The sequence below is a fragment of the Pelovirga terrestris genome, assembly GCF_014773365.1.
GTDB classification, from domain to species: Bacteria; Desulfobacterota; Desulfuromonadia; order Desulfuromonadales; family Geopsychrobacteraceae; genus Pelovirga; species Pelovirga terrestris.
On the sequence record NZ_JACWUN010000003.1, the window covers coordinates 38,650 to 58,214 of the forward strand.

Below are 19,565 nucleotides of genomic sequence, written 5' to 3' on the forward strand. Positions count from 1 at the left end.
TTGAGCGGTTTTTTCCCTTAGTCTGGCCTCAACAAACAATAAGGAGGTCAGCATGAAGTTGCATCAGGATATTGGGAATCAGGCGATTCAGGACGTCTTAACAGTCCATCCGCAGATTGGCACTATTCTCGAAAAGTTCGATATCGGTTGTGTCACCTGTCGTGTCGGCATCTGCCTGCTCAAGGATGTCGTGACGATTCACGCCCTTGGTGAAGAGGTTGAAGCACAAATCGAACAGGAAATTAATGATTACCTAACACCGGCATAAAAACCCACTTTAAACATCAGGAGAAAAATCATGAAAAATCTTGCATGCGGTTGTCCCGGCAGCCAGGTACGCAGCGTTGAAAAAGCCAGTTCGGCCAATCAGAATAGCGGACGGATCGAGACAGAACTGCGCCAGTGGCCGACCCAGTTACATCTGGTGCCGCCCCATGCCCCCTGGTTGCAGGGCGCTCATCTGCTCATCGCTGCTGATTGTACTCCCTTTGCCTACGCGGAATTCCACCGTGATTTCATCAAGGGGCGGGTACTGGTCAATGCCTGTCCCAAGCTGGATGACACCAGCAACTATGTGAACAAACTGACGGAGATCCTGCAGCAGAACGATATCAAGTCAGTGACCGTTACCATCATGGAGGTTCCCTGCTGTCGCGGTATGGCAATCATGGCGGAACAGGCAGTCAAGGCATCGGGCAAGGATATCCCCCTGGAAATTGCCATTATCGGCGTTGCCGGAGAAAGGGTAGCATAATGAGAACGGACATTACCCAAGTGATGGTTAAAGAGCATCAACTGATTCTGCGGATGATTGCACTACTGGAAAAAAACGTCGCGCTGATGGAGCAAGGACGTTTTCGCAACTGGCAGTTTTTCCTCGATGCGGTCGATTTTATCCGTAACTACGCCGACCGTTTTCATCACGCCAAAGAGGAAGATGTGCTGTTTGTCGCGTTGATCAATAATGGTATGCCGGAAAAACAGTCACCGATTGAGGCCATGCATATTGAGCACGACCAAGGGCGCGCCTTTGTCCGTAACATGGCTGATGCGGCGGAAAAAGCTCTGGCCGGTGAAGCCGGGCAGATAGGAATCATCGCCGAAAATGCTAACGGTTATATTGACCTGCTGCGCGAACATATCGACAAGGAGGACACCGTCCTCTACCCGTTAGCAGAGCGGATTCTGCCGGATGATGTACGGGCACAGATGGTTGACGCGTATCACCGGGCGGAGGAGCAGACGCTGGGACTAGAGGAAAAATATCAGCGTCTGTTGGCGGAGTATGAGCGTCAGGCGGCTGCTTAGCTTTAGAGAAAAATATCCGACTTTTCCTGGGGCGCAACCATTTGACGCTATTGCACTATCGAAGAGGATCTCTCAACAGCTTGGTTTATTGAGCTTTTAAGTCGGAATATTCAAGACATAATAATGCTACCGGCCGGTTGTTTTTATCGGCAGAGCTTTGAGTAACACCGGAATAATCACCAGGGTCAGCAGGGTCGAGGCGAGGATGCCGCCGATAATCACCGTGGCAATGGGGGAAAAACGTTCAGAGCCCACGGCCAATTCAAGGGCTAATGGCAGCATGCCGGCCACGGTAGACAGGGCAGTCATCATGACGGGTCGGAAGCGGGTCGCCACCGCATTCAGGTCAACGCTGATTTCGGCCTGATGGGTGTCCATGGCACCACGGCCGCCGAGATAGCGTGCCCCTTGTTCGTAACCAATGCGGGTGCTGATATTGGTGACGGCCTCTTCGCGTAACAGGGCCTGTTCGATGTCGGCGATGATCGTCTGGGTCTGATCCAGTCTGGTGCCGGGGATCACATCCACCAGTACGCGAAAGCTCAACACCAACGTAAAGACCCAAAAGGGCCTGCGCCAACGGTAACGTCCAAGTTAGCTGCTATTTTTTTCTTTTTCCAACTCGGCAATGCGCTCCTTCAGGGCTTTTTCTCGCGTCCAGGCGTCGGTGACATCACGCATGATCGAAGCAACTCCGGTTGGCTTTCCGCTATCGTCCTTGAGCATGACAATGGAAAAAGCACAGGACAGCTGATGCCCGTCTTTATGCAGGGCCGGCACCGCTAACAGTTTGGTTCCATAAGCACTGACGCCGGTTTTCATCACCTGATGATAGCCTTGCCAATGCCGCACCCGCAGTTTTTCCGGAATGATCAGATCGAGAGACTGCCCCAACGCTTCGGCTTCACTGTAACCAAATACGAGCTCACAACCGCGGTTCCAGAGACGGATGATCCCCTCGTGGTCGGAAAACAGAATCGCGTCGGGTGCCTGTTCTATAATCTTGCGACAAAAGTCAGCAGAAAGTGTCTCTTTCATCCTCTCATCCTTTCTTATGGGTTTTTGATAGAAGCGTAACACGTCACAGCGCGGTTAAAACCACCATCCAGCAACAGGCAAATGACATTGAACCATACCAGGCGCATTCCGGGGTGATGGCCTTGATCTGCTGGCCGCAAGATGAAGGTTCCATACACCGCGCCAGCCAAGGCCCAGCCGCTACCATGAGACCCTGATTCACTGCCACGGGGACGAAAAAGACGGATCCATCATCATCTGAAATGTGCAGGCAATTGTGGGGAGCAAGCATAAACAAAGAGCGGGATCCTTGCTATCGGAAGCCCGCTCTGTTATTCACCCCTTCGCTTAACGAAGGGGTGATTTTATTTCAGATCAAAACGATCCAGATTCATCACCTTGGTCCATGCGGCAACGAAATCCTTGACGAATTTTTCTTTGGCGTCGGCCTGGGCGTAAACTTCTGCCAGGGCACGCAGTTGTGAGTTGGAGCCAAAGACCAGATCGACGCGGGTTCCGGTCCATTTGAGGTCACCGGTTTTACGGTCGCGCCCTTCAAATACATCACCAGCTTCTGCTACCGGCGTCCATACGGTGCTCATATCGATCAGGTTCGTAAAGAAGTCATTACTCAAGGCTCCCGCCTGTTTGGTGAAAACACCATGCTGGGATTGATCGGCATTGGCCCCAAGCAGGCGCAGGCCACCAACCAGGACCGTCATTTCCGGCGCACTCAAGGTTAGTAACTGAGCTTTGTCTACCAGCATCTGCTCGGCAGGCACGGTATAGACGTTTTTCTGGTAGTTGCGGAAACCATCGGCTTCGGGCTCGAGAAAGTGGAAGGATTCGACATCCGTCTGTTCCTGGGTGGCATCAGTACGCCCAGAAGTAAAAGGCACCTCAATATGGTAGCCACCAGCCTTTGCCGCGACCTCAACGCCAACACCTCCGGCCAGTACGATCAGATCTGCAAGGGAAACTTTTTTACCATTTGACTGGGCGCTGTTGAACTCCTGTTGAATCTTTTCCAGGGCGCCCAGCACCTTGGACAACTGCGACGGCTGATTGACCGCCCAGTCCTTTTGCGGTGCCAGACGAACGCGTGCACCATTGGCACCGCCACGTTTGTCAGAGCCACGGAAGGTCGATGCGGAAGCCCAGGCAGCCGAAACCATTTCGGCCACGGAAAGACCGCTAGCGAGGATTTTTGCTTTCAGTGCAGCAATGTCGGCTTCATCGACCAGAGGATGGTCGACGGCGGGAATCGGGTCCTGCCAGATCAGATCCTCCTGTGGCACTTCCGGTCCAAGATAACGTGCCTTGGGGCCCATATCACGGTGGGTCAACTTGAACCAGGCCCGCGCAAAGGCATCAGCAAAGGCTTCCGGGTCCTTGTGAAAACGGCGGGAAATCGGCTCATAAATCGGATCAAAACGCAGGGACAAATCCGCTGTGGTCATCATTGGTCGACGTTTTTTAGACGGGTCGTGGGCGTCCTGAACCATGTTCTCTTCTTTAACGTCCTTGGCCAGCCACTGATAGGCACCCGCAGGACTCTTGACCAGTTCCCATTCATGACCGAAAAGGGTATCAAAATAGCCATTATCCCAGCTGGTGGGGTTGGGCTTCCAGGCGCCCTCAATACCACTGGTGATGGTGTCACCACCCTTACCGGTACCGAACGTACTCTTCCAGCCCAGACCCTGTTCCTCAAGGGGAGCAGCCTCAGGCTCCGGACCAACATGTTTGGGGTCACCGGCACCATGACACTTACCAAAGGTATGCCCACCTGCCGTCAAAGCAACGGTTTCCTCATCGTTCATGCCCATCCGGGCGAAGGTTTCACGCACATCCTTACCCGAAGCCACCGGATCAGGATTGCCGTTTGGACCTTCGGGGTTGACGTAAATCAGGCCCATCTGTACCGCTGCCAGGGGATTTTCCAGCTCACGGTCTCCACTGTAACGCTTGTCACCCAGCCACTCAGCCTCGGAACCCCAATAGATATCCTCTTCCGGTTGCCAGATATCCTCACGACCACCGCCAAAGCCGAAGGTTTTGAAGCCCATTGATTCGAGTGCGCAGTTACCGGCCAGGATTATCAGGTCAGCCCAGGATATCTTGTAACCGTATTTCTGCTTAACCGGCCACAACAGGCGCCGCGCCTTGTCGAGATTGCCGTTATCGGGCCAGCTGTTAATCGGGGCGAAACGCAGGTTACCGGTACCACCGCCGCCACGGCCATCGCCACTGCGGTAACTGCCGGCACTGTGCCAGGCCATGCGAATCATCAGCCCACCGTAGTGCCCCCAGTCAGCCGGCCACCATTCCTGCGAGTCGGTCATCACTGCCACCAGATCTTTTTTTACTGCGGCCAGATCCAGCTTCTTGAATTCTTCGGCATAATTGAAGTCGGTTCCCATGGGATTGGAAGCCGGTGCATGCTGGTGCAGAATCCCCAGATTCAACTGATTAGGCCACCAATCACGATTACTTGGCCCCTGACCTGCTACGGTGCTTCCAACTTTACCGGTAACCGGACACTTTAATTCGGTCATTCGCCTCTCCTTTGTTAGATGGTTTGCTATTGAATATAATGAGTGCTCCCTGTTAAAACCGTTTGCACTGCGAATAACAGCACACACAGATTAAAAGATTGTATCATCTTCCCGATCGATTACACGATCATCGCGAAAAAAACGAATTCATTGACAATCTCAATCCACTTATCAAGAATAATTACGAACTAGGAACATAACTTGAGCCTGACCGCCTGTCAAGGTGGCGGAGAAAAAAAAAGCGGAAAACCCTCTGTGGGGCTCTCCGCTTTCTATCTTGCTAAAGGAGTGTTTTAACGCCTTGACCGATCAGGCAAACCGCTTGATGGCGCGCATTTTCTTGCGCAGTCGGCGCTGGGCTTCCTTCTCTTTGCGCTTCCGTTTAATGCTTGGTTTTTCGTAAAACTTGCGCTGCTTCATTTCACGGAAAAGCCCTTCCTGCTGCAACTTACGCTTCAGGACTTTAATCGCTTTTTCGACGTTGCCGTCGATAACAGTGATTTCCACGAACAATCACCCCACTTTCTTCTCAATCTTTGCAAAAGCTTTGTGCTGGTGCAAGAGGTGGGACTTATACACTCTTAAGCCCGGACAAGTCAAGGAGATTTGCCCGGCTCCTTGACATAGAGAGAAACCCGGATGCCTCCGTGGGAGAAATTCAGCAGCGGGTGAATTTTAAGCTTTTTTATGTGTCCGGCAACCACGGCAGGACACAACAGGGCACATTTCCAGCTCGCGAACACCTCACCACACAAATATTCAATATCACGATAAAATGGCCGTAAATCAGCACTGCCTCCCAGCCTGGCACCATAGGGCGGATTGCCGATCAACAAACCGGTCGTCCCTGACGGCACAAGATCCTGTAGTTTAGCGTGACAGACCTCGATACCGGCACCAAGACCTGCGCGGGCAAGATTGGCATGCGCAGCGGCTATTGCTTTGGGATTATTGTCGACACCTTTAATCGGAGCATAACCACCACGTTCTCCTTTTTTTGCCTCGAGTAGCATCTGATGCCACAGCCGTTCACGGTATTTGGGCCAGAGCATAAAAGCAAAATCGCGACCCGTGCCGGGGGCCTTGTTCGCGGCGATCAGGCCCGCTTCAATCACAAAGGTACCGGAACCGGTCATCATATCGACCAGGGGTGATGAGCCGTCGTAACCACAGGTCAATAAGGCCGCCGCTGCAAGATTCTCACGCAGGGGGGCGGCGCTACGTGCCTGGCGATAACCACGGCGGTGCAGATGCTCACCGGAACTGTCGATAGAAACCTCGACCTGGTCATCATTGACCCGCAACAGGACCATTTGCGTCGGGCCGGAGCCCGCCACCGATGACCCTAGTGCTTTCCTGACGGCCTCCCGGCAGACTTCGACAATGCGCCCGGTGTGTGATAAGCGTGAACGCTGACTGACCGCCCGAATATCGCAGGCCGTCCCCGGTTTGATGTAGCGCCCCCAGGGCAGACGTACCAGCCGCTGATACAGGGTCGGAAAATCGCGGGCCGTCAAGGTCTCCAGACGCACCAGAATACGATTTGCGCTACGCAACCAGAGGTTGGCCAGGTAGATATCACGGACCCCGCCACTAAAACCGACACCACCGGTTACCGGCTCCCGCGGAAGCAAACCCAACCTGACAAGCTCCTGAAAACAGATGGCCTCAAGTCCAGGAGGCGTAACCGCGAAGCAATCTCTTGGTGAATCTTTCATGATCAAACCTTTTGCCTGTTCAGCAACAGAAACTGCTGCACCAATGAATACTGACTGTAACAATCTGCAGCTACTGAAAAAAGAGAAATACGTACTCCCCATGACCTTTTTTATGTAATATGGAGGGACTATCAGCCGTCAGAACCTGGATGAGCAAACGGACATACCGATGAATTTCAAACGTTACTTCAAAACCGATCAACAACTCGTCCTGCAACGTCAGAACGATCCATCATCGGCTACCGGGCGTACTGAGCTGCTGATTGTTTCAGTGGTAGGGGTGGAGGGCAATCAGCTGATCGTCAACTCCCCCTATGGCAGTGAGGTAGTTGAGCATTACGCTATCTCCCCCGAAACGGTTGTAGAAGTCACCACTGACGTCATGGGAATGGGTGCCCGCGTCAGCGGTCGTCTTGAAAAAAAACTCAGCAACAAGCAATTTTCCATTATCCTCAACTATGACATGTCGCTGTTCCAGCGCCGCGTCAAAGAACGCCTCGACTGTGATTTAGGCATTCGTTTCAGTCGCGGCGCCAGGACGTTGCCGGCGATGCGCGCCATCTGGGAAAAAAACCTCACGGTTCTCTATGGCCCGGAAGCGCCGCTGATTTTTCAGGGATTTCGCTCCTGTCGCGTCAATATCAGTGCCGGCGGGATCCGCTTTGCCATGAAACCGGCAGCCAATCAGGGGGATCTGTGCCTGATTCTGGTTCATCTTGATGACAACAAGCCACCGGTCTGCAGCATAGCTGAAGTTGTCTGGAGTTGCATGATCGGCGAAGATGCCGCAACAACCGGCATGCGCTTTATCAATATTCTCAAGGAAGATCAGGATCGCATTGACGCTTTCATTGGAAGAAACAAACAATAGGCTTTTTTAAACCGGACTGATGCAAGGGCTCTTGTTTTGGCAGAACGCCTAAGCTATAAAAGTTTCAACGCCTGATCGATTATTTGAACTGCCTGAATTACCGGACCAACGTGATGTCACATCTCTGTGAAAACGAAGTTTATCGTGCCTGTCGCACCCTCTTCGGACCTGAGCTTCAGGTCAACCGCAGTTTTTTGAGCTATCTCCAACCTTCCGGGGTGCGATCGGCCTATCGTCGCCAGGCCAAAGAACTTCATCCTGACCGTTTTGCTGTTGCCGCCGCAGACATTAGAAAAAAACAACACCACCTGTTTCAGGATCTCAATCAGGCCCACCAAACGATCCAGCATTTTCTCAAGTTGCGGCAAACCAACAAGTCAATCGGGACACCACCGGCTGCCCAGCAGCGGCCAAAGGCCTCACGCGCCAAACCCCAGGGGCGCAACAGCAACCAGCCACATCAGGGACTCCCCCCTTACCCGCTGCAGTTCGGCCTGTTCCTCTATTATCTGGGCATTGTCCCCTTCAAGGAGCTGATTTCAGCCATCACCAGCCAACGCCGCCAACGTCCCCAGATGGGTGACATAGCCAAACGCTGGGGCTGGCTGAACGATTTCCACATCCGTCAGATCATTGCTCACCGTGGCAAACCTTTGCGCTTTGGTGAGAAGGCCGAGCAGCTGGGCCTGCTCACTGCCCAGCAGGTTCGCACCCTGCTCTATTACCAGCGCACGCGCCAGCAGCAATTGGGGGAATATTTTGTTGAACAGGGATTGCTTGACCGCGATACACTTCACGATCTGCTTGGCCAACTAGCCGCACATAATCGCAAATTCCGCAAAGACTACAGTGGGCAATACTATTACTATCACGCCTGATGACGGCCTTGTCCCGGTTTTATTGACACGCATTCGTTGTCGATGAAATAGTCAGTTTTTTTAATCTCCTCACTAAAGGATTTTTTTCATGGGCTTTCTATCTGCCTCTACCAGTATTTGCTATTTCCAGGTCAAAGGCGCCGAAGAACTTCAGGGCAATGATGATCTGATCCGCAGTAAACTTGTCACTGAAGGCTTCCGTTCCATCGAACAATCGGCTGAAGAGCTGGCAACCGGCTGGGTCGCCTTTGATGACGATGACGACAGCGAATTCACCTCCCCCCAGAGCTACCGCCGTGATCAGTACTTCTGTTTCAGCCTGCGTCAGGATCGCCGGCGCGTGCCGGGAGCGCTGCTCAAACGCCACTTTGGCCACCTGTGCGGGCAGTTTCTGGCGGCTCATCCGACCTATCACCGGGTCCCCAAATCCCAGCGTGAACAGTTGCGCGAGCAGGCGCGCGACGTTCTTCTCGCCCGCACTCTGCCGACCCCTTCAGTGACCAATCTGATCTGGGACACCAATCTGCAGCTGATCCGTTTCTGTTCGTTGGGAAAAAACACCCTCGACAGTTTCCAGAGCCTGTTTCACCAAACCTTTCCCGGCCTGCGTCTGCAGCTCCTGCCACCACTGGAGCGAGCCGCACGGGTATTGCCGGAAGAACTGCAGGAATCCCTCGACCAAGCGAACCAGGCCCAAACCGACAGCACCCTTGAACAGATCGAGGCCAATCGTTGGCTGGGCAGCGATTTTTTCTTTTGGCTTTTTTACCGCACCCTTAACTCTGACTCCACCTATGGCATCAACCTGCCCGGTCCGTTACTTGAGCAGCAACCCTTCCATGCTTTTCTCGATAACCGCCTGGTGCTGGTGGGTGGCGGTCAGGAGGGGGTGCAGAAGATTGTGGTGGCCGGACCACAGGATCACTTCCTCGAGGTCAAGGCCGCGCTGAATCAAGGAAAGCAGATTGAAGAGGCAACTATCCATCTACGCCAGGACGAAGAACGCGCCTGGAAACTGACCCTTAAAGGTGAACGTTTTTCTTTCGGGAATTTTCTCACGCCGATGCTGCGCCCGGAAAAAGATCCCGACAGTGATCCGGCAGCAGAGGCAGAAGCCGCCTTTCTGACCAAAATGGCAGCCGTACTGGAAGGTGAGCAAATGTTCGACAGTCTGTTAAAATCATTTCTAAGGACCCGGCTTTCGCCTGACTGGATAGCGGAAGAGACCAGAATTTCCAACTGGCTCAAAGAATAAACCTGTATACTGTATCTGTTGGCAGGGAAAAACCCCAAAAAAACTTGTCGACAAAGGTGTCCAGACCATGAATTTTCGTACCAAACTGCTGCTTTTGCTCCTGACGTTCACCCTGCTCCCCCTGGGACTGAGCTTTCTCGCACAACGCAGCCTGGTGAGTTACTATGGCAACAAGCTGGCTGAGGACACCCATACCCTGATCAACGATAATGCTGTCAATCTGCTGCACGTACTGGTCGATGATTATGGTCGCATCCTCAGTCGTGATCATGCCATGGCGCGCTTTGCCCTGCAGGCCCAGGCTCAGGCGGTGAGACAGGCCTTTGTTGCGCCACAACCCAAATTTCAAACCCCGGTGTACCTGGCCGGAGATTTTGATCATCCGTTCAGACAACCGGCCGATTTAAGTCTGTCACCTCTTCATTTGCGTCGCGATCAGGACGGTTCATTACAGCCAATGGCGGTTTCCTGGAACCATCAGGTCTTCTATCTGTCGGCGGATACCAACCCTGCTGAGGTCGCCGATCAACTCCAGCGGCTGGCCGACATGACCCGAATTTATCGCTCTTTGCAGCAGATCGAGCCGGATCTGTTCCTGTGGCAATACACGGCACTGACCACTGGAGTTCATTCGAGCTATCCCGGCAAGGGGGGATACCCGGAAGACTACGATCCACGCCGGCGCCAATGGTATCAGCAGGCCGTTATCAATGGCGGGACCGTGCAGCAGGTGCTGACCGATGTTACCACCGGTTCGCTGATCCTGACCCTGGCGCAGCCGGTCTATGATGATGAGGGTGAATTGCTCGGAGTCACCGCTCTGGACATCGATTACCGCAAACTTTTCACCGACTGGAACATCCCCGCCCAATGGCATGGGGTCACCAGAAGCATGATCATGCGCCTCAACAGCGACCAGAGCGATCCGACCAGGCAACTTGAGATTCTCCTGACCAATCAGGACAACGCCGTTGCCCGCGACTGGGCGATGCCCTTGACCCCGGAATTCATTGATCTGTCAGACCCGCAGCTTGAACCGGTCGCCCACGATTTACTACAGGGACGCTCTGCCGTCAGAAAGATCGAATATGCCGGCGAAGAGGTACTGTTTGCCTATGGCGTCAGCACCGACGCCTCTCCTTTCCCGCTGGTCATGGTTCCTTATGAACAGGTCATCGCTCCGGCGGCACGAGCCCGCCAGGCGGTTAACCGCCAGATTACCCTCGGGCTCTCGTTCAGCGCCCTGCTGACCCTGGTTGCGGTGCTCGCCGCGTCACTGCTGGCCCTGCGACACGCCCGCCGCGTCACTGATCCGATTACCCAGCTGGCAACCGCAGCGCAGCAACTTACCCAGGGAAATTTTGATGCACGGGTCGATATCCGTACCAACGACGAACTGCAGAATCTCGGAGAAATCTTCAATGGCCTCGGCTGCCGTCTCGAGGAGCGGGAGCAACTCAAACAGTCCCTGGCTCTGGCTAAAGAGATTCAACAACAGTTACTGCCCCACAACACCCCACACTGCAACAACTTTGAACTGATCGGCGTCAGTCGCTACTGTGATGAAACGGGAGGGGACTATTACGATTTCATCTCCCTGAAGGAAGCCGACAATACCACCCTGGGCGTTGTGGTCGGTGATGTTTCAGGGCATGGAATCGGTGCCGCCCTGGTGATGGCCAGCGCCCGCGGCATGCTGCATGCTCTGATTAATCATCACAGCTCCGACCTGCCCGGCCTGGCAGCAGAGGTTAACCGACAGCTGTGTCGTTCTACTGATGATTCAAGCTTTATGACCCTGTTCTTCGGAACCCTTGATCCTGAACAGCGCACCCTCAATTGGGTTTCTGCCGGTCAGGCACCGGTATTTCTCTATCGCGCACAGCCCCCCGGGGGTCAGATTGTAGAACTGCAGAGTTCCGGTATCCCTTTAGGTATCATTGCCGCCGGCGACTACGAGATGGAGCCGGCTATCCATTTTAATCCCGGCGACATTCTGCTGATTGGTACCGACGGCATCTGGGAGACCCATAACTTCGCCGGTGAAATATTCGGCACCAGCCGCTTGTGCGATATTCTGCGGCAATCAGCCGAGCTACCGGTGGACAATATTGCCGAGCGGATTTTTGCTGAACTTGACCAGTTTCGCGGCGATCGCACGGTTGATGATGACCGGACCCTGGTACTGATTAAAGCAACAAGCGCCTTAAACACCAACCAAACCCTCTAATCGGCCAAAGATCTGATGATGAAAAACTCTCACCCTCGGCACCGTACGTCCCTGATCCACCACATGGTGTTGATCACCCTGACCTGCCTGTTGTTCTCTGCACCTGCTGCTGCGCAAGAAACACCAATACCACTACTGCGTTTTCCAACCCAATCGCTGACCGCCGGCCAGAGCGCAAGCCTGTTCGCTTACTACCACAATGAAACCATCGAGATCTTACCCCTTTCCCCTCCACCCTCTCTCATGCTGGAGTTGATCAACCACAGCGGCACGACGCGCCTGCTTGACGCCCATGCCACGACAGAAACACCAATGGTTGAACTGCTGCCCGGCCAATTTTACCGCCTTGAGTACCAGCTGGCTCTGCCGCAGGACCTATCCGCAATCCTCGACGTCCGACTGGCCGAGTACCCCGATGCCATCACCCGTATCAACGTCGAGCCCGCATTGCATCTGGCTGAGGCTGCCAATGCCGGCGATGGTAACGGTTCTGCAACTGTGACCTATCGGTCCCTCAAGGATATGGAATCCCTTTATCAGTCCTACACCGCTGACCTGTTCACTTATGAACCAATCTACTTTCTGGTCGGCAGTGATCCATCCAAGAGCACCTTTCAACTGAGTTTCAAGTACCGTCTGCTCAATCGCAGTGGCACTTTAAGTCAAAAGTATCCGTGGCTCAGTGGCCTATTCTTTGCCTATACCCAGACATCTTTCTGGGACCTGGACTCCGACTCCATCCCTTTTAACGACACCAGCTACAAACCGCAGCTGATGTTTCAGACGGAAAACTTAAGCCGATTGGATGCTATGGCCGGCTTTTTTGTGCGCTCCGGCCTGTCCCATGAATCGAACGGCCGCGATGGCAGCAGTTCGCGCAGCACTAATTACTTTTATCTCAAACCGATGGCGGTTTTTTACCATCAGGCATCACGTCTGGGCATCATGATCAGCCCCAAATTTCTGGTTTATGTCAATAACGAGGATGACACCAACCCCGACCTGCCCGATTACCGCGGCCACGTTGAACTGGAAACCCGCATCGGCCGGGCCCACAGCCTGATGCTGACCACCAACCTGCGCTTTGCCCGCAAGGGCACCTCGGTTCAGACCGACCTGACCTATCCTATCGACCGCCTGATCGGCAACAACCTGAACGTCTATCTGCACCTGCAATACAGCAACAGCTTGGCTGAAAGCCTGGTCGATTATAAAGAACGAAGCGAAGTTTTCCGTTTGGGGCTGTCATTTTTCCGTTGAGCTGCTCCATCCTTTAAGCAAACAGTAAAGGGCTTCGCCATTAGTGGTTGAAGCCCTTTAAGTTAACCTGTCAGCTTTCCTTTGCAACATCAGATATTCAAATACTTGCGGTGCTCCATGTCGGTAATGGTGGTGCGGTGATCTTCCCACTCGGTCATTTTGATGCGCATGTAATTATCGAACAGATCGGCGCCTAACACCTCAGGCATGAAGGTGCTGTTTTCTGCCTCCATCAACGCCGGGAAAAAATCACGCGGAATAAAGCGACGATCCAGCACCTTGGGGCGCTCACCGGTTGGTTTTTTATAGGCACTACCGACATCAGCCGGACCGGCGTCGGCTTTATTTTTAATCCCATCAAGACCGGCAAAAATCAGCACGGCAAACTGCAGATAGACATTGCCGGTGGCATCAGGACAACGTAATTCCATGCGTGTTGCCTTGGGGCTGGTGGCATGGGGCATGCGGATCATCGAACTACGGTTACGCAGCCCCCAACCCCGTACGATGGGGGCCTCCTTGTCGAGGACGTAGGCTTTATAGGAGTTAAAAGTCGCTGCGAAAACAATCGACGCCTCCCGCGCATGGCCAATAACCCCACCGACAAAATTCATCAACAGGGGACTTAAATGATGCTCGCAGTTTTCATCGTAACAAAGACTCTTGCCCTCCAGATCCGTGAAAGAGAGATGGATATGAAAGGCGTTACGGTTAAAGCCGGTAAAGGGCTTGGACATAAAGGTAGCGTGCAGACCATAGTGGGCAGCCACCTCTTTGGTGACGAAATCAAAGAGGATGGTGCGATCGGCTATCGTTAACGGATCACCCGGTTCGAGATTGATCTCATGTTGCGATGAGGTGACTTCGTGATGGGTCTTTTCGTACTTGACGCCGCACGTTCCCAGCACATTGACGATTTCCTGCCTGACGATCTCACCAATATCACCAGGAGAGGAGCCGAAATAACCAAGTTTATCGGTATGGATATCGCTGTGGATTTCATCGCCGTTGAGCAGGAAAAATTCATGCTCGGGCCCCAGCATGAACTGCATCTGATATTCGTTGACCCCCTTTTCTACTGCCCGCTCAAGGGCGTAGCGCGGATCGACACTGGAGCGTGAGCCATCCTGATTAAAAATCTGTCCAACAAAAAAACCGATCTTGCGATCACCAAAGTCAACCAGGCGAAAACTTTCCGGCACCGGCTTTAACATACGGTCACTGTTGTCAACCGTAGCGATCCCGGCAATCGAACTACCGTCGATACCAACACCTTGAGCAATAATGGTGTCAATATCCTGCGGATTGATAGCAAGGTTTTTCGACCGCCCATTGAGGTCGGTGAAAAATATTTTCGTGGTATAAGCCTGCGTTAACTGATCCTTGATCGCACTGATATCTGCGCCGCTCATCGTTTCTTCTCCCATGAAGAATATTACAACCTGATCATCATTGATCCTGTTGGTTGTTCTATCGAGCAAAAAAAACCGGTTGGCGGCAAACATGCCGACAACCGGGCTCAACGGATACGATCTACGCTGGCATATTGGGGATTTTTGTCGTTTCCCCTTTATAGTTGCGCAACGTATACTCTTTGTCGTTTTTGTCGACAATGTAGTAATCAGGCATCAGCGGAATCTTGCCGATATTGGTGGCCAGCACGTACATGGGCTGAGCCAGACCGGTGGTATGACCCCGCAGAGCATCCCGAATCAATTCCGCACCCTTTTCCACCGGGGTGCGGAAATGATCGATTCCCGGTGCCGGCTCGCAGTAGAAAACGTAGTAGGGGCGGATGCGGGTGCGCAGCAGCTTCTGGTGCAGCTCCCGAAACGTCGGCACATCATCGTTGATCCCTTTGAGCAGCACCGCCTGATTGCCGACGTTGATCCCGCAGCTGAGCAGCTCAAAAACAGCGCGCTCGGTTTCTGCGGTAATCTCCTTGGGGTGGTTACACTGGGTATTGATCCAAACCGGCACCTTGTGAAAACCGCCGATGGCTTTTTTTAGACCCTCGGTAATCCGCTGCGGCAAAACGATCGGCAAACGTGAGCCGATACGAATCATCTCGACGTGAGGGATCTCACGCAGAGCGCCAATCAGATAGCTCAGTTTTTCATCGGACAGCAGCAACGGATCGCCACCAGTCACCAGGACATCACGAATTTCCGGGTGCTCACGAATCCACTCCAGACCCTCCTCAACGTCAAACCGCAGTTTCAGGTCCTGATCGACCACCAGTTCTTTACGGAAACAGTGCCGGCAATAGATCCCGCACACTTCCGTCACGGTAAAGGCGATACGATCCTTGTATTGACGGGCGATACTGTCGGGACGCACCTCATCAGTGGCACGATTTTCTTTCCACATCAGGTAATCCTTCATACCGAATTCGTTGACCTGTTCCTTCATGGAAGGGATCACCTGCATACGAATCGGACATGTGGGATCATCTTTATCCATCAAGGACGCGAAATAAGGAGTCGTACCCCAGCGCGTTTTAAGAGTCGTAATGGCGTGGCGTTCATCATCGCTCACATCGATATACTGTTCCAGTTGTTCCAGGGTTCTTACTTCGTTACGAACTTGCTCCATCCATGTTTCTGCCATGTGTTCATCCTCCAGGTCACCTCATTGTGACCACTGTTAGGGGTTAATAAACAACCTTACGCAGTTCCCTACTGTTGTTACTCAAATGACTGTGACCGAATTGAGCGCCTGTACCGCAACAATTTTAGAACCGGTCTCGACATAATGAGCGCGGACAACCTGCTCAATCCGTGTCTTGTCCTGCGCTTTGATGCTGGTAACGATAGCACGGTGACGTTGTTCAATTTCATCGGGCCGATAAAGCATTCCCCAGTGTTTGTAAAACAGAACGTGAAGTTTCATACTCAGGCGGCTGGAATATTCCAGCAGCTGCTGATTATCACTGCGGGCAACCAGAAAATCATGGAACTCACCACCGATATCAACAACCTGTTTATGCTCACCATCTCTGGCTGCCTGCCCCATATCATCAACTAAACGATCAAGGCGTTCCAGCTCCTGGCGGGTAAAGTGTTCGCTGGCCGACATCACAGCATACCCCTCAAGAACCCCCCTGGTGGTATAGCTGTCGATAATCTGCTTGGGGGTCATCACCGGAAGAAAATTACCGATCTGGGGCTTGTAGTCGATCAGTCCGAGGGTCATTAGTTCTTTCAATGCCTCACGGATAGGGGCACGACTGATACCCATCTCCAGCGCCAGCAAACTCTCCTTGAGACGATCACCCGGCTTGAGTTGATCAGCAAGGAGCATCTGATAAATATGATCGATCACCTGATCCTTGTAGGTTTTTTTAACAATCACCATAACACCTCCGTCGTCGAATGTCGACATTAGACACATGCCCAGTTAATGTCAAGTCTTGTATTATGTTAGTTTTGAGATCACTCAGGAGAAAATAAACTGACCAACGGGCCGTAAGGGGGTACGGACGCCTGGTGCAGGTGGCTGGCGAACTGTTTGCGGGAAATCTCGCAGGCGCCAAAACTCAGGAGATGATCGGTGGTCTGCTGGCAATCAATCAATTCAAATTGACGCCGGCGCAGGTGTTCCACCAGATGACAGAGAACAATCTTTGAGGTGTTATCTTTGCGACTGAACATCGATTCACCAAAAAAACAACGACCGATGCAGATCCCGTAGAGTCCGCCAACCAGGTTCTCCCCTTCCCAGCATTCCACCGAATGGGCAAAACCGAGCTGATGTAAACGCTGATAGGCGTTTTTCATCTCGTTGGTAATCCAGGTGCCATGGCCGCCCGGCCCGGCCCGCAGACGCCGACACCAATAGATCACCGCAGCAAAATTTTCGTTAAAACTCAAGCGATAGGGATGCTTGCGCAGCACACGCCGCAGGGAGCGAGAGATGTGAAATTGGTCGGGAAAAAGGACACAGCGCGGATCAGGAGACCACCAGAGGATCGGCTCTCCCGGGTTGTACCAGGGGAAAACCCCCAGACTGTAAGCCAGCAGCAAGCGCTCGGCAGAAAGGTCGCCGCCAATAGCCAGCAACCCTGACTCATGGGCACGATCCACAGGCGGAAACCAGAGCTCGCGATCAAGCAGTACCGGCATGAAAACGGTCAGTGAAAACTGAAGGTAAAGGTACCTCCACGGATACCAACCCGCGCTTCACCACCCTGTTTCAACTCACCAAACAGAATTTTTCCGGCTAACGGGTCGCTCAGCTCTGATTGAATCAGGCGTGCCAGAGGGCGAGCACCAAAGAAGGGATCATAGCCTTGCTTGGCCAGTGCCTTTCGGGCTGCCGGGGAGACCTTCAAGTGCACTTCTCTTTCCGCCAGTTGCGCAGACAACTCGACCAGGAATTTATCAACAACCTGGAGCATCACAGTCTGATCGAGTGGTGAAAAATGGATAACAGCATCCAGACGGTTACGGAACTCCGGGGTAAAGGCTTTTTCCAGAGCAGCTTTGGGAGCCGCGGTAGAGCGATCACCAAAGCCAATGGGGACAACATTCATCTGGCGACTGCCAACATTGCTGGTCATAATCAGAATTACGTTACGAAAATCGGTTTCTTTGCCGTTGTTGTCGGTCAGGGTGCCGTGATCCATGACCTGCAGCAAGATATTGAATAGATCCGGATGGGCCTTTTCGATTTCATCGAGAAGCAGTACCGACCAGGGATTTTTGCCAACAGACTCGGTCAGCAGACCACCTTGATCGAAGCCGACATAACCGGGAGGAGCACCGATGAGTCGAGCGACCGAATGCTTCTCCATATATTCACTCATGTCAAAGCGTAAGAACTTAACCCCTAGTTGACTCGCCAACTGCTTGGCAACTTCGGTTTTACCCACGCCGGTGGGGCCGGTAAAGAGCAGGGATCCAACCGGCTTTTCCGGATGACCGAGGCCGGCACGGGACCGATGAATCGCTCGCACCAACGAATCAATCGCAGGATCCTGACCGAATACTACCCGCTTGAGATCGCGCTCCAGATGACGCAGACGCTGACGGTCGCTGCCACTGATCGATTTGATCGGCACCCGCGCCATCCGCGCCACCACCCGCTCAATCTCGTCAACGCCGACAGGACGATCGGGAGAACCGTCGAGACGGTGTTGGGCCCCAGCCTCGTCAATAACATCGATGGCCTTATCGGGCAGATGACGTTGAGGAAGATGCTTGACCGCCAGTTTGACCGCCGATTCAAGGGCCTCATCGGAATAACTGACCTTATGATACCCTTCGTAGTGGGAACGCAGACCACGCAGAATAGCAATAGTTTCTTCACTGCTTGGTTCATGCAAGTCAATTTTCTGAAAACGCCGTGACAGGGCACGATCCTTGCTGAACAGATTACGGTATTCCTCGTAGGTGGTTGAACCGATGCAGCGCAGTTCGCCGTTGCCCAGCGCAGGTTTCAGAATATTGGACGCATCAAGGGAACCGCCACTGGTCGCGCCGGCACCGACAATCGTATGAATTTCATCAATAAACAGAATCGCCCGCTCGCGCTTCTGCAAGGCACCAACAACCGCCTTGAGACGTTCCTCAAAATCACCCCGGAATTTGGTGCCGGCCAACAAGGCACCCATATCGAGGGTGAAGATCTCACTGTCTTTCAGGAGTTCCGGCACCTCGCCCTGTGAGACCCGCAAGGCCAGACCTTCTACCATGGCGGTTTTACCGACCCCCGGCTCGCCAACAAACAGGGGGTTGTTCTTACGCCTCCGACACAGCACCAGTATCGCCCGCTCGAGCTCTTCGCCACGACCGATGAGCGGGTCAATCTTCCCCTGGCGGGCACGTTGAATCAGGTTGATGGTAAAGGCCTCAAGGGGATCGACCGGCTTTTGTTTCGGCTTTGCCCGTTCCGAAGGAGGCCCTTCTACCGGACGCTCACCCGGTTTGGGATTACTGGTCGCACTGGCCCGTCCATGGGAGATATGATCGAGCAGATCAACCCGCTCAATCCCCTGATTCTGGAGGAAAAAACAGGCGTGGGAATTCTCCTCTTCAAGGATCGCCGCCAGCAGGTCACCCACGCCAACTTCGGTCTGACGGGCGGATTGCATGTGCATCACGGTACGCTGCAGCATCCGTTGCAGCGCCAGGGTCTGGCGCGGCACATCTTCATCTTCAACCCCCTCGGCCAAGTGCTCAAGGTGGGCATCAAAAAAATGCTCCAGCTGGTGTTTGAGCTCATCTGTATCGCCACCGCAGGCAAGCAATATCTGCTGCCCCGCTTCTTCAAACAGCAGGGCATAGAGTACGTGTTCGGTGGTAAGATACTCATGGCGACGGCGCTGAGCTTCACGCACCGCAAGAGTAAAAGCGATCTGGACATCCTGACTGAACATAATACCTGCCGTTTCTAAGCTCGCTGCTTTAGCAAAAAGTAAAACATCTTAAGGGTACATCTTTAAGCGTATCTGTTCAGCACCGGATCGG

Annotated in this window: 18 protein-coding genes; 8 read left to right on the forward strand and 10 right to left on the reverse strand. The window is 53.3% G+C overall.

Annotated features, from left to right (window positions below; genetic code table 11):
• Positions 1-52: 52 nt before the first annotated feature.
• From ICT70_RS03180 to ICT70_RS03190, 3 genes are read left to right on the forward strand one after another with little or no spacing between them, the layout of a single operon-like run.
• On the forward strand, positions 53-268 hold the full coding sequence (locus ICT70_RS03180) for a hypothetical protein (protein ID WP_191153943.1): 216 nt from the start codon (positions 53-55) through the stop codon (positions 266-268).
• Positions 269-298: 30 nt separating this feature from the next.
• Complete coding sequence (locus ICT70_RS03185; RefSeq protein ID WP_191153944.1) at positions 299-754, forward strand: iron-sulfur cluster-binding oxidoreductase; 456 nt, start codon at positions 299-301, stop codon at positions 752-754.
• Positions 754-1,308, forward strand: coding sequence for a hemerythrin domain-containing protein (locus ICT70_RS03190; protein WP_191153945.1), 555 nt, complete (start codon positions 754-756; stop codon positions 1,306-1,308). Before ICT70_RS03185 ends, ICT70_RS03190 begins: the two co-directional genes overlap by 1 nt.
• A gap of 126 nt (positions 1,309-1,434) precedes the next feature.
• Here the strand turns inward: ICT70_RS03190 and ICT70_RS14855 are convergent, their stop codons facing one another.
• The 5 genes from ICT70_RS14855 to ICT70_RS03215 form a co-directional block, all read right to left on the reverse strand.
• Positions 1,435-1,857 carry an efflux RND transporter permease subunit gene (locus ICT70_RS14855; RefSeq protein WP_337906593.1) on the reverse strand — a complete coding sequence of 141 codons (423 nt, stop codon included), beginning with the start codon at positions 1,855-1,857 and terminating at the stop codon, positions 1,435-1,437.
• Positions 1,858-1,902: 45 nt separating this feature from the next.
• Positions 1,903-2,346 (reverse strand): PAS domain-containing protein, encoded by a 444-nt coding sequence (locus ICT70_RS03200; RefSeq protein ID WP_191153946.1) that lies wholly within the window; start codon positions 2,344-2,346, stop codon positions 1,903-1,905.
• Positions 2,347-2,690: 344 nt separating this feature from the next.
• Positions 2,691-4,883 (reverse strand): catalase/peroxidase HPI, encoded by a 2,193-nt coding sequence (katG, locus tag ICT70_RS03205; protein WP_191153947.1) that lies wholly within the window; start codon positions 4,881-4,883, stop codon positions 2,691-2,693.
• A 309-nt stretch (positions 4,884-5,192) separates the two neighbouring features.
• Positions 5,193-5,390 carry a 30S ribosomal protein S21 gene (rpsU, locus tag ICT70_RS03210; protein WP_191153948.1) on the reverse strand — a complete coding sequence of 66 codons (198 nt, stop codon included), beginning with the start codon at positions 5,388-5,390 and terminating at the stop codon, positions 5,193-5,195.
• A gap of 89 nt (positions 5,391-5,479) precedes the next feature.
• Positions 5,480-6,703: a THUMP domain-containing class I SAM-dependent RNA methyltransferase gene (locus tag ICT70_RS03215; RefSeq protein WP_420488572.1), complete on the reverse strand. Its 1,224-nt coding sequence runs from the start codon at positions 6,701-6,703 to the stop codon at positions 5,480-5,482.
• 67 nt (positions 6,704-6,770) lie between these two features.
• Between ICT70_RS03215 and ICT70_RS03220 the strand changes: the two genes are divergently transcribed.
• The 5 genes from ICT70_RS03220 (at position 6,771) to ICT70_RS03240 (ending at position 13,095) form a co-directional block, all read left to right on the forward strand.
• Positions 6,771-7,472: a PilZ domain-containing protein gene (locus tag ICT70_RS03220; RefSeq protein ID WP_191153950.1), complete on the forward strand. Its 702-nt coding sequence runs from the start codon at positions 6,771-6,773 to the stop codon at positions 7,470-7,472.
• 113 nt (positions 7,473-7,585) lie between these two features.
• Positions 7,586-8,350 (forward strand): J domain-containing protein, encoded by a 765-nt coding sequence (locus ICT70_RS03225; RefSeq protein WP_191153951.1) that lies wholly within the window; start codon positions 7,586-7,588, stop codon positions 8,348-8,350.
• An 88-nt stretch (positions 8,351-8,438) separates the two neighbouring features.
• Positions 8,439-9,605 (forward strand): recombination-associated protein RdgC, encoded by a 1,167-nt coding sequence (gene rdgC / locus ICT70_RS03230; RefSeq protein WP_191153952.1) that lies wholly within the window; start codon positions 8,439-8,441, stop codon positions 9,603-9,605.
• Positions 9,606-9,672: 67 nt separating this feature from the next.
• Complete coding sequence (locus tag ICT70_RS03235) at positions 9,673-11,835, forward strand: SpoIIE family protein phosphatase (RefSeq protein ID WP_191153953.1); 2,163 nt, start codon at positions 9,673-9,675, stop codon at positions 11,833-11,835.
• Between the two features lie 15 nt (positions 11,836-11,850).
• Positions 11,851-13,095: a phospholipase A gene (locus tag ICT70_RS03240; RefSeq protein WP_191153954.1), complete on the forward strand. Its 1,245-nt coding sequence runs from the start codon at positions 11,851-11,853 to the stop codon at positions 13,093-13,095.
• Between the two features lie 89 nt (positions 13,096-13,184).
• Here ICT70_RS03240 and ICT70_RS03245 read toward each other — a convergent pair whose 3' ends face one another.
• The 5 genes from ICT70_RS03245 to clpA form a co-directional block, all read right to left on the reverse strand.
• The gene (locus tag ICT70_RS03245; RefSeq protein WP_191153955.1) at positions 13,185-14,507 is read right to left on the reverse strand and encodes a glutamine synthetase family protein; all 1,323 of its coding nucleotides are present in this window, start codon (positions 14,505-14,507) and stop codon (positions 13,185-13,187) included.
• 121 nt (positions 14,508-14,628) lie between these two features.
• Positions 14,629-15,705, reverse strand: coding sequence for a KamA family radical SAM protein (locus tag ICT70_RS03250; protein ID WP_191153956.1), 1,077 nt, complete (start codon positions 15,703-15,705; stop codon positions 14,629-14,631).
• 81 nt (positions 15,706-15,786) lie between these two features.
• Positions 15,787-16,452 (reverse strand): GntR family transcriptional regulator, encoded by a 666-nt coding sequence (locus ICT70_RS03255; RefSeq protein WP_191153957.1) that lies wholly within the window; start codon positions 16,450-16,452, stop codon positions 15,787-15,789.
• 77 nt (positions 16,453-16,529) lie between these two features.
• Positions 16,530-17,219: a leucyl/phenylalanyl-tRNA--protein transferase gene (aat, locus tag ICT70_RS03260; RefSeq protein ID WP_191153958.1), complete on the reverse strand. Its 690-nt coding sequence runs from the start codon at positions 17,217-17,219 to the stop codon at positions 16,530-16,532.
• Positions 17,220-17,227: 8 nt separating this feature from the next.
• Positions 17,228-19,474: an ATP-dependent Clp protease ATP-binding subunit ClpA gene (gene clpA / locus ICT70_RS03265; RefSeq protein ID WP_191153959.1), complete on the reverse strand. Its 2,247-nt coding sequence runs from the start codon at positions 19,472-19,474 to the stop codon at positions 17,228-17,230.
• Between the last annotated feature and the right edge of the window lie 91 nt (positions 19,475-19,565).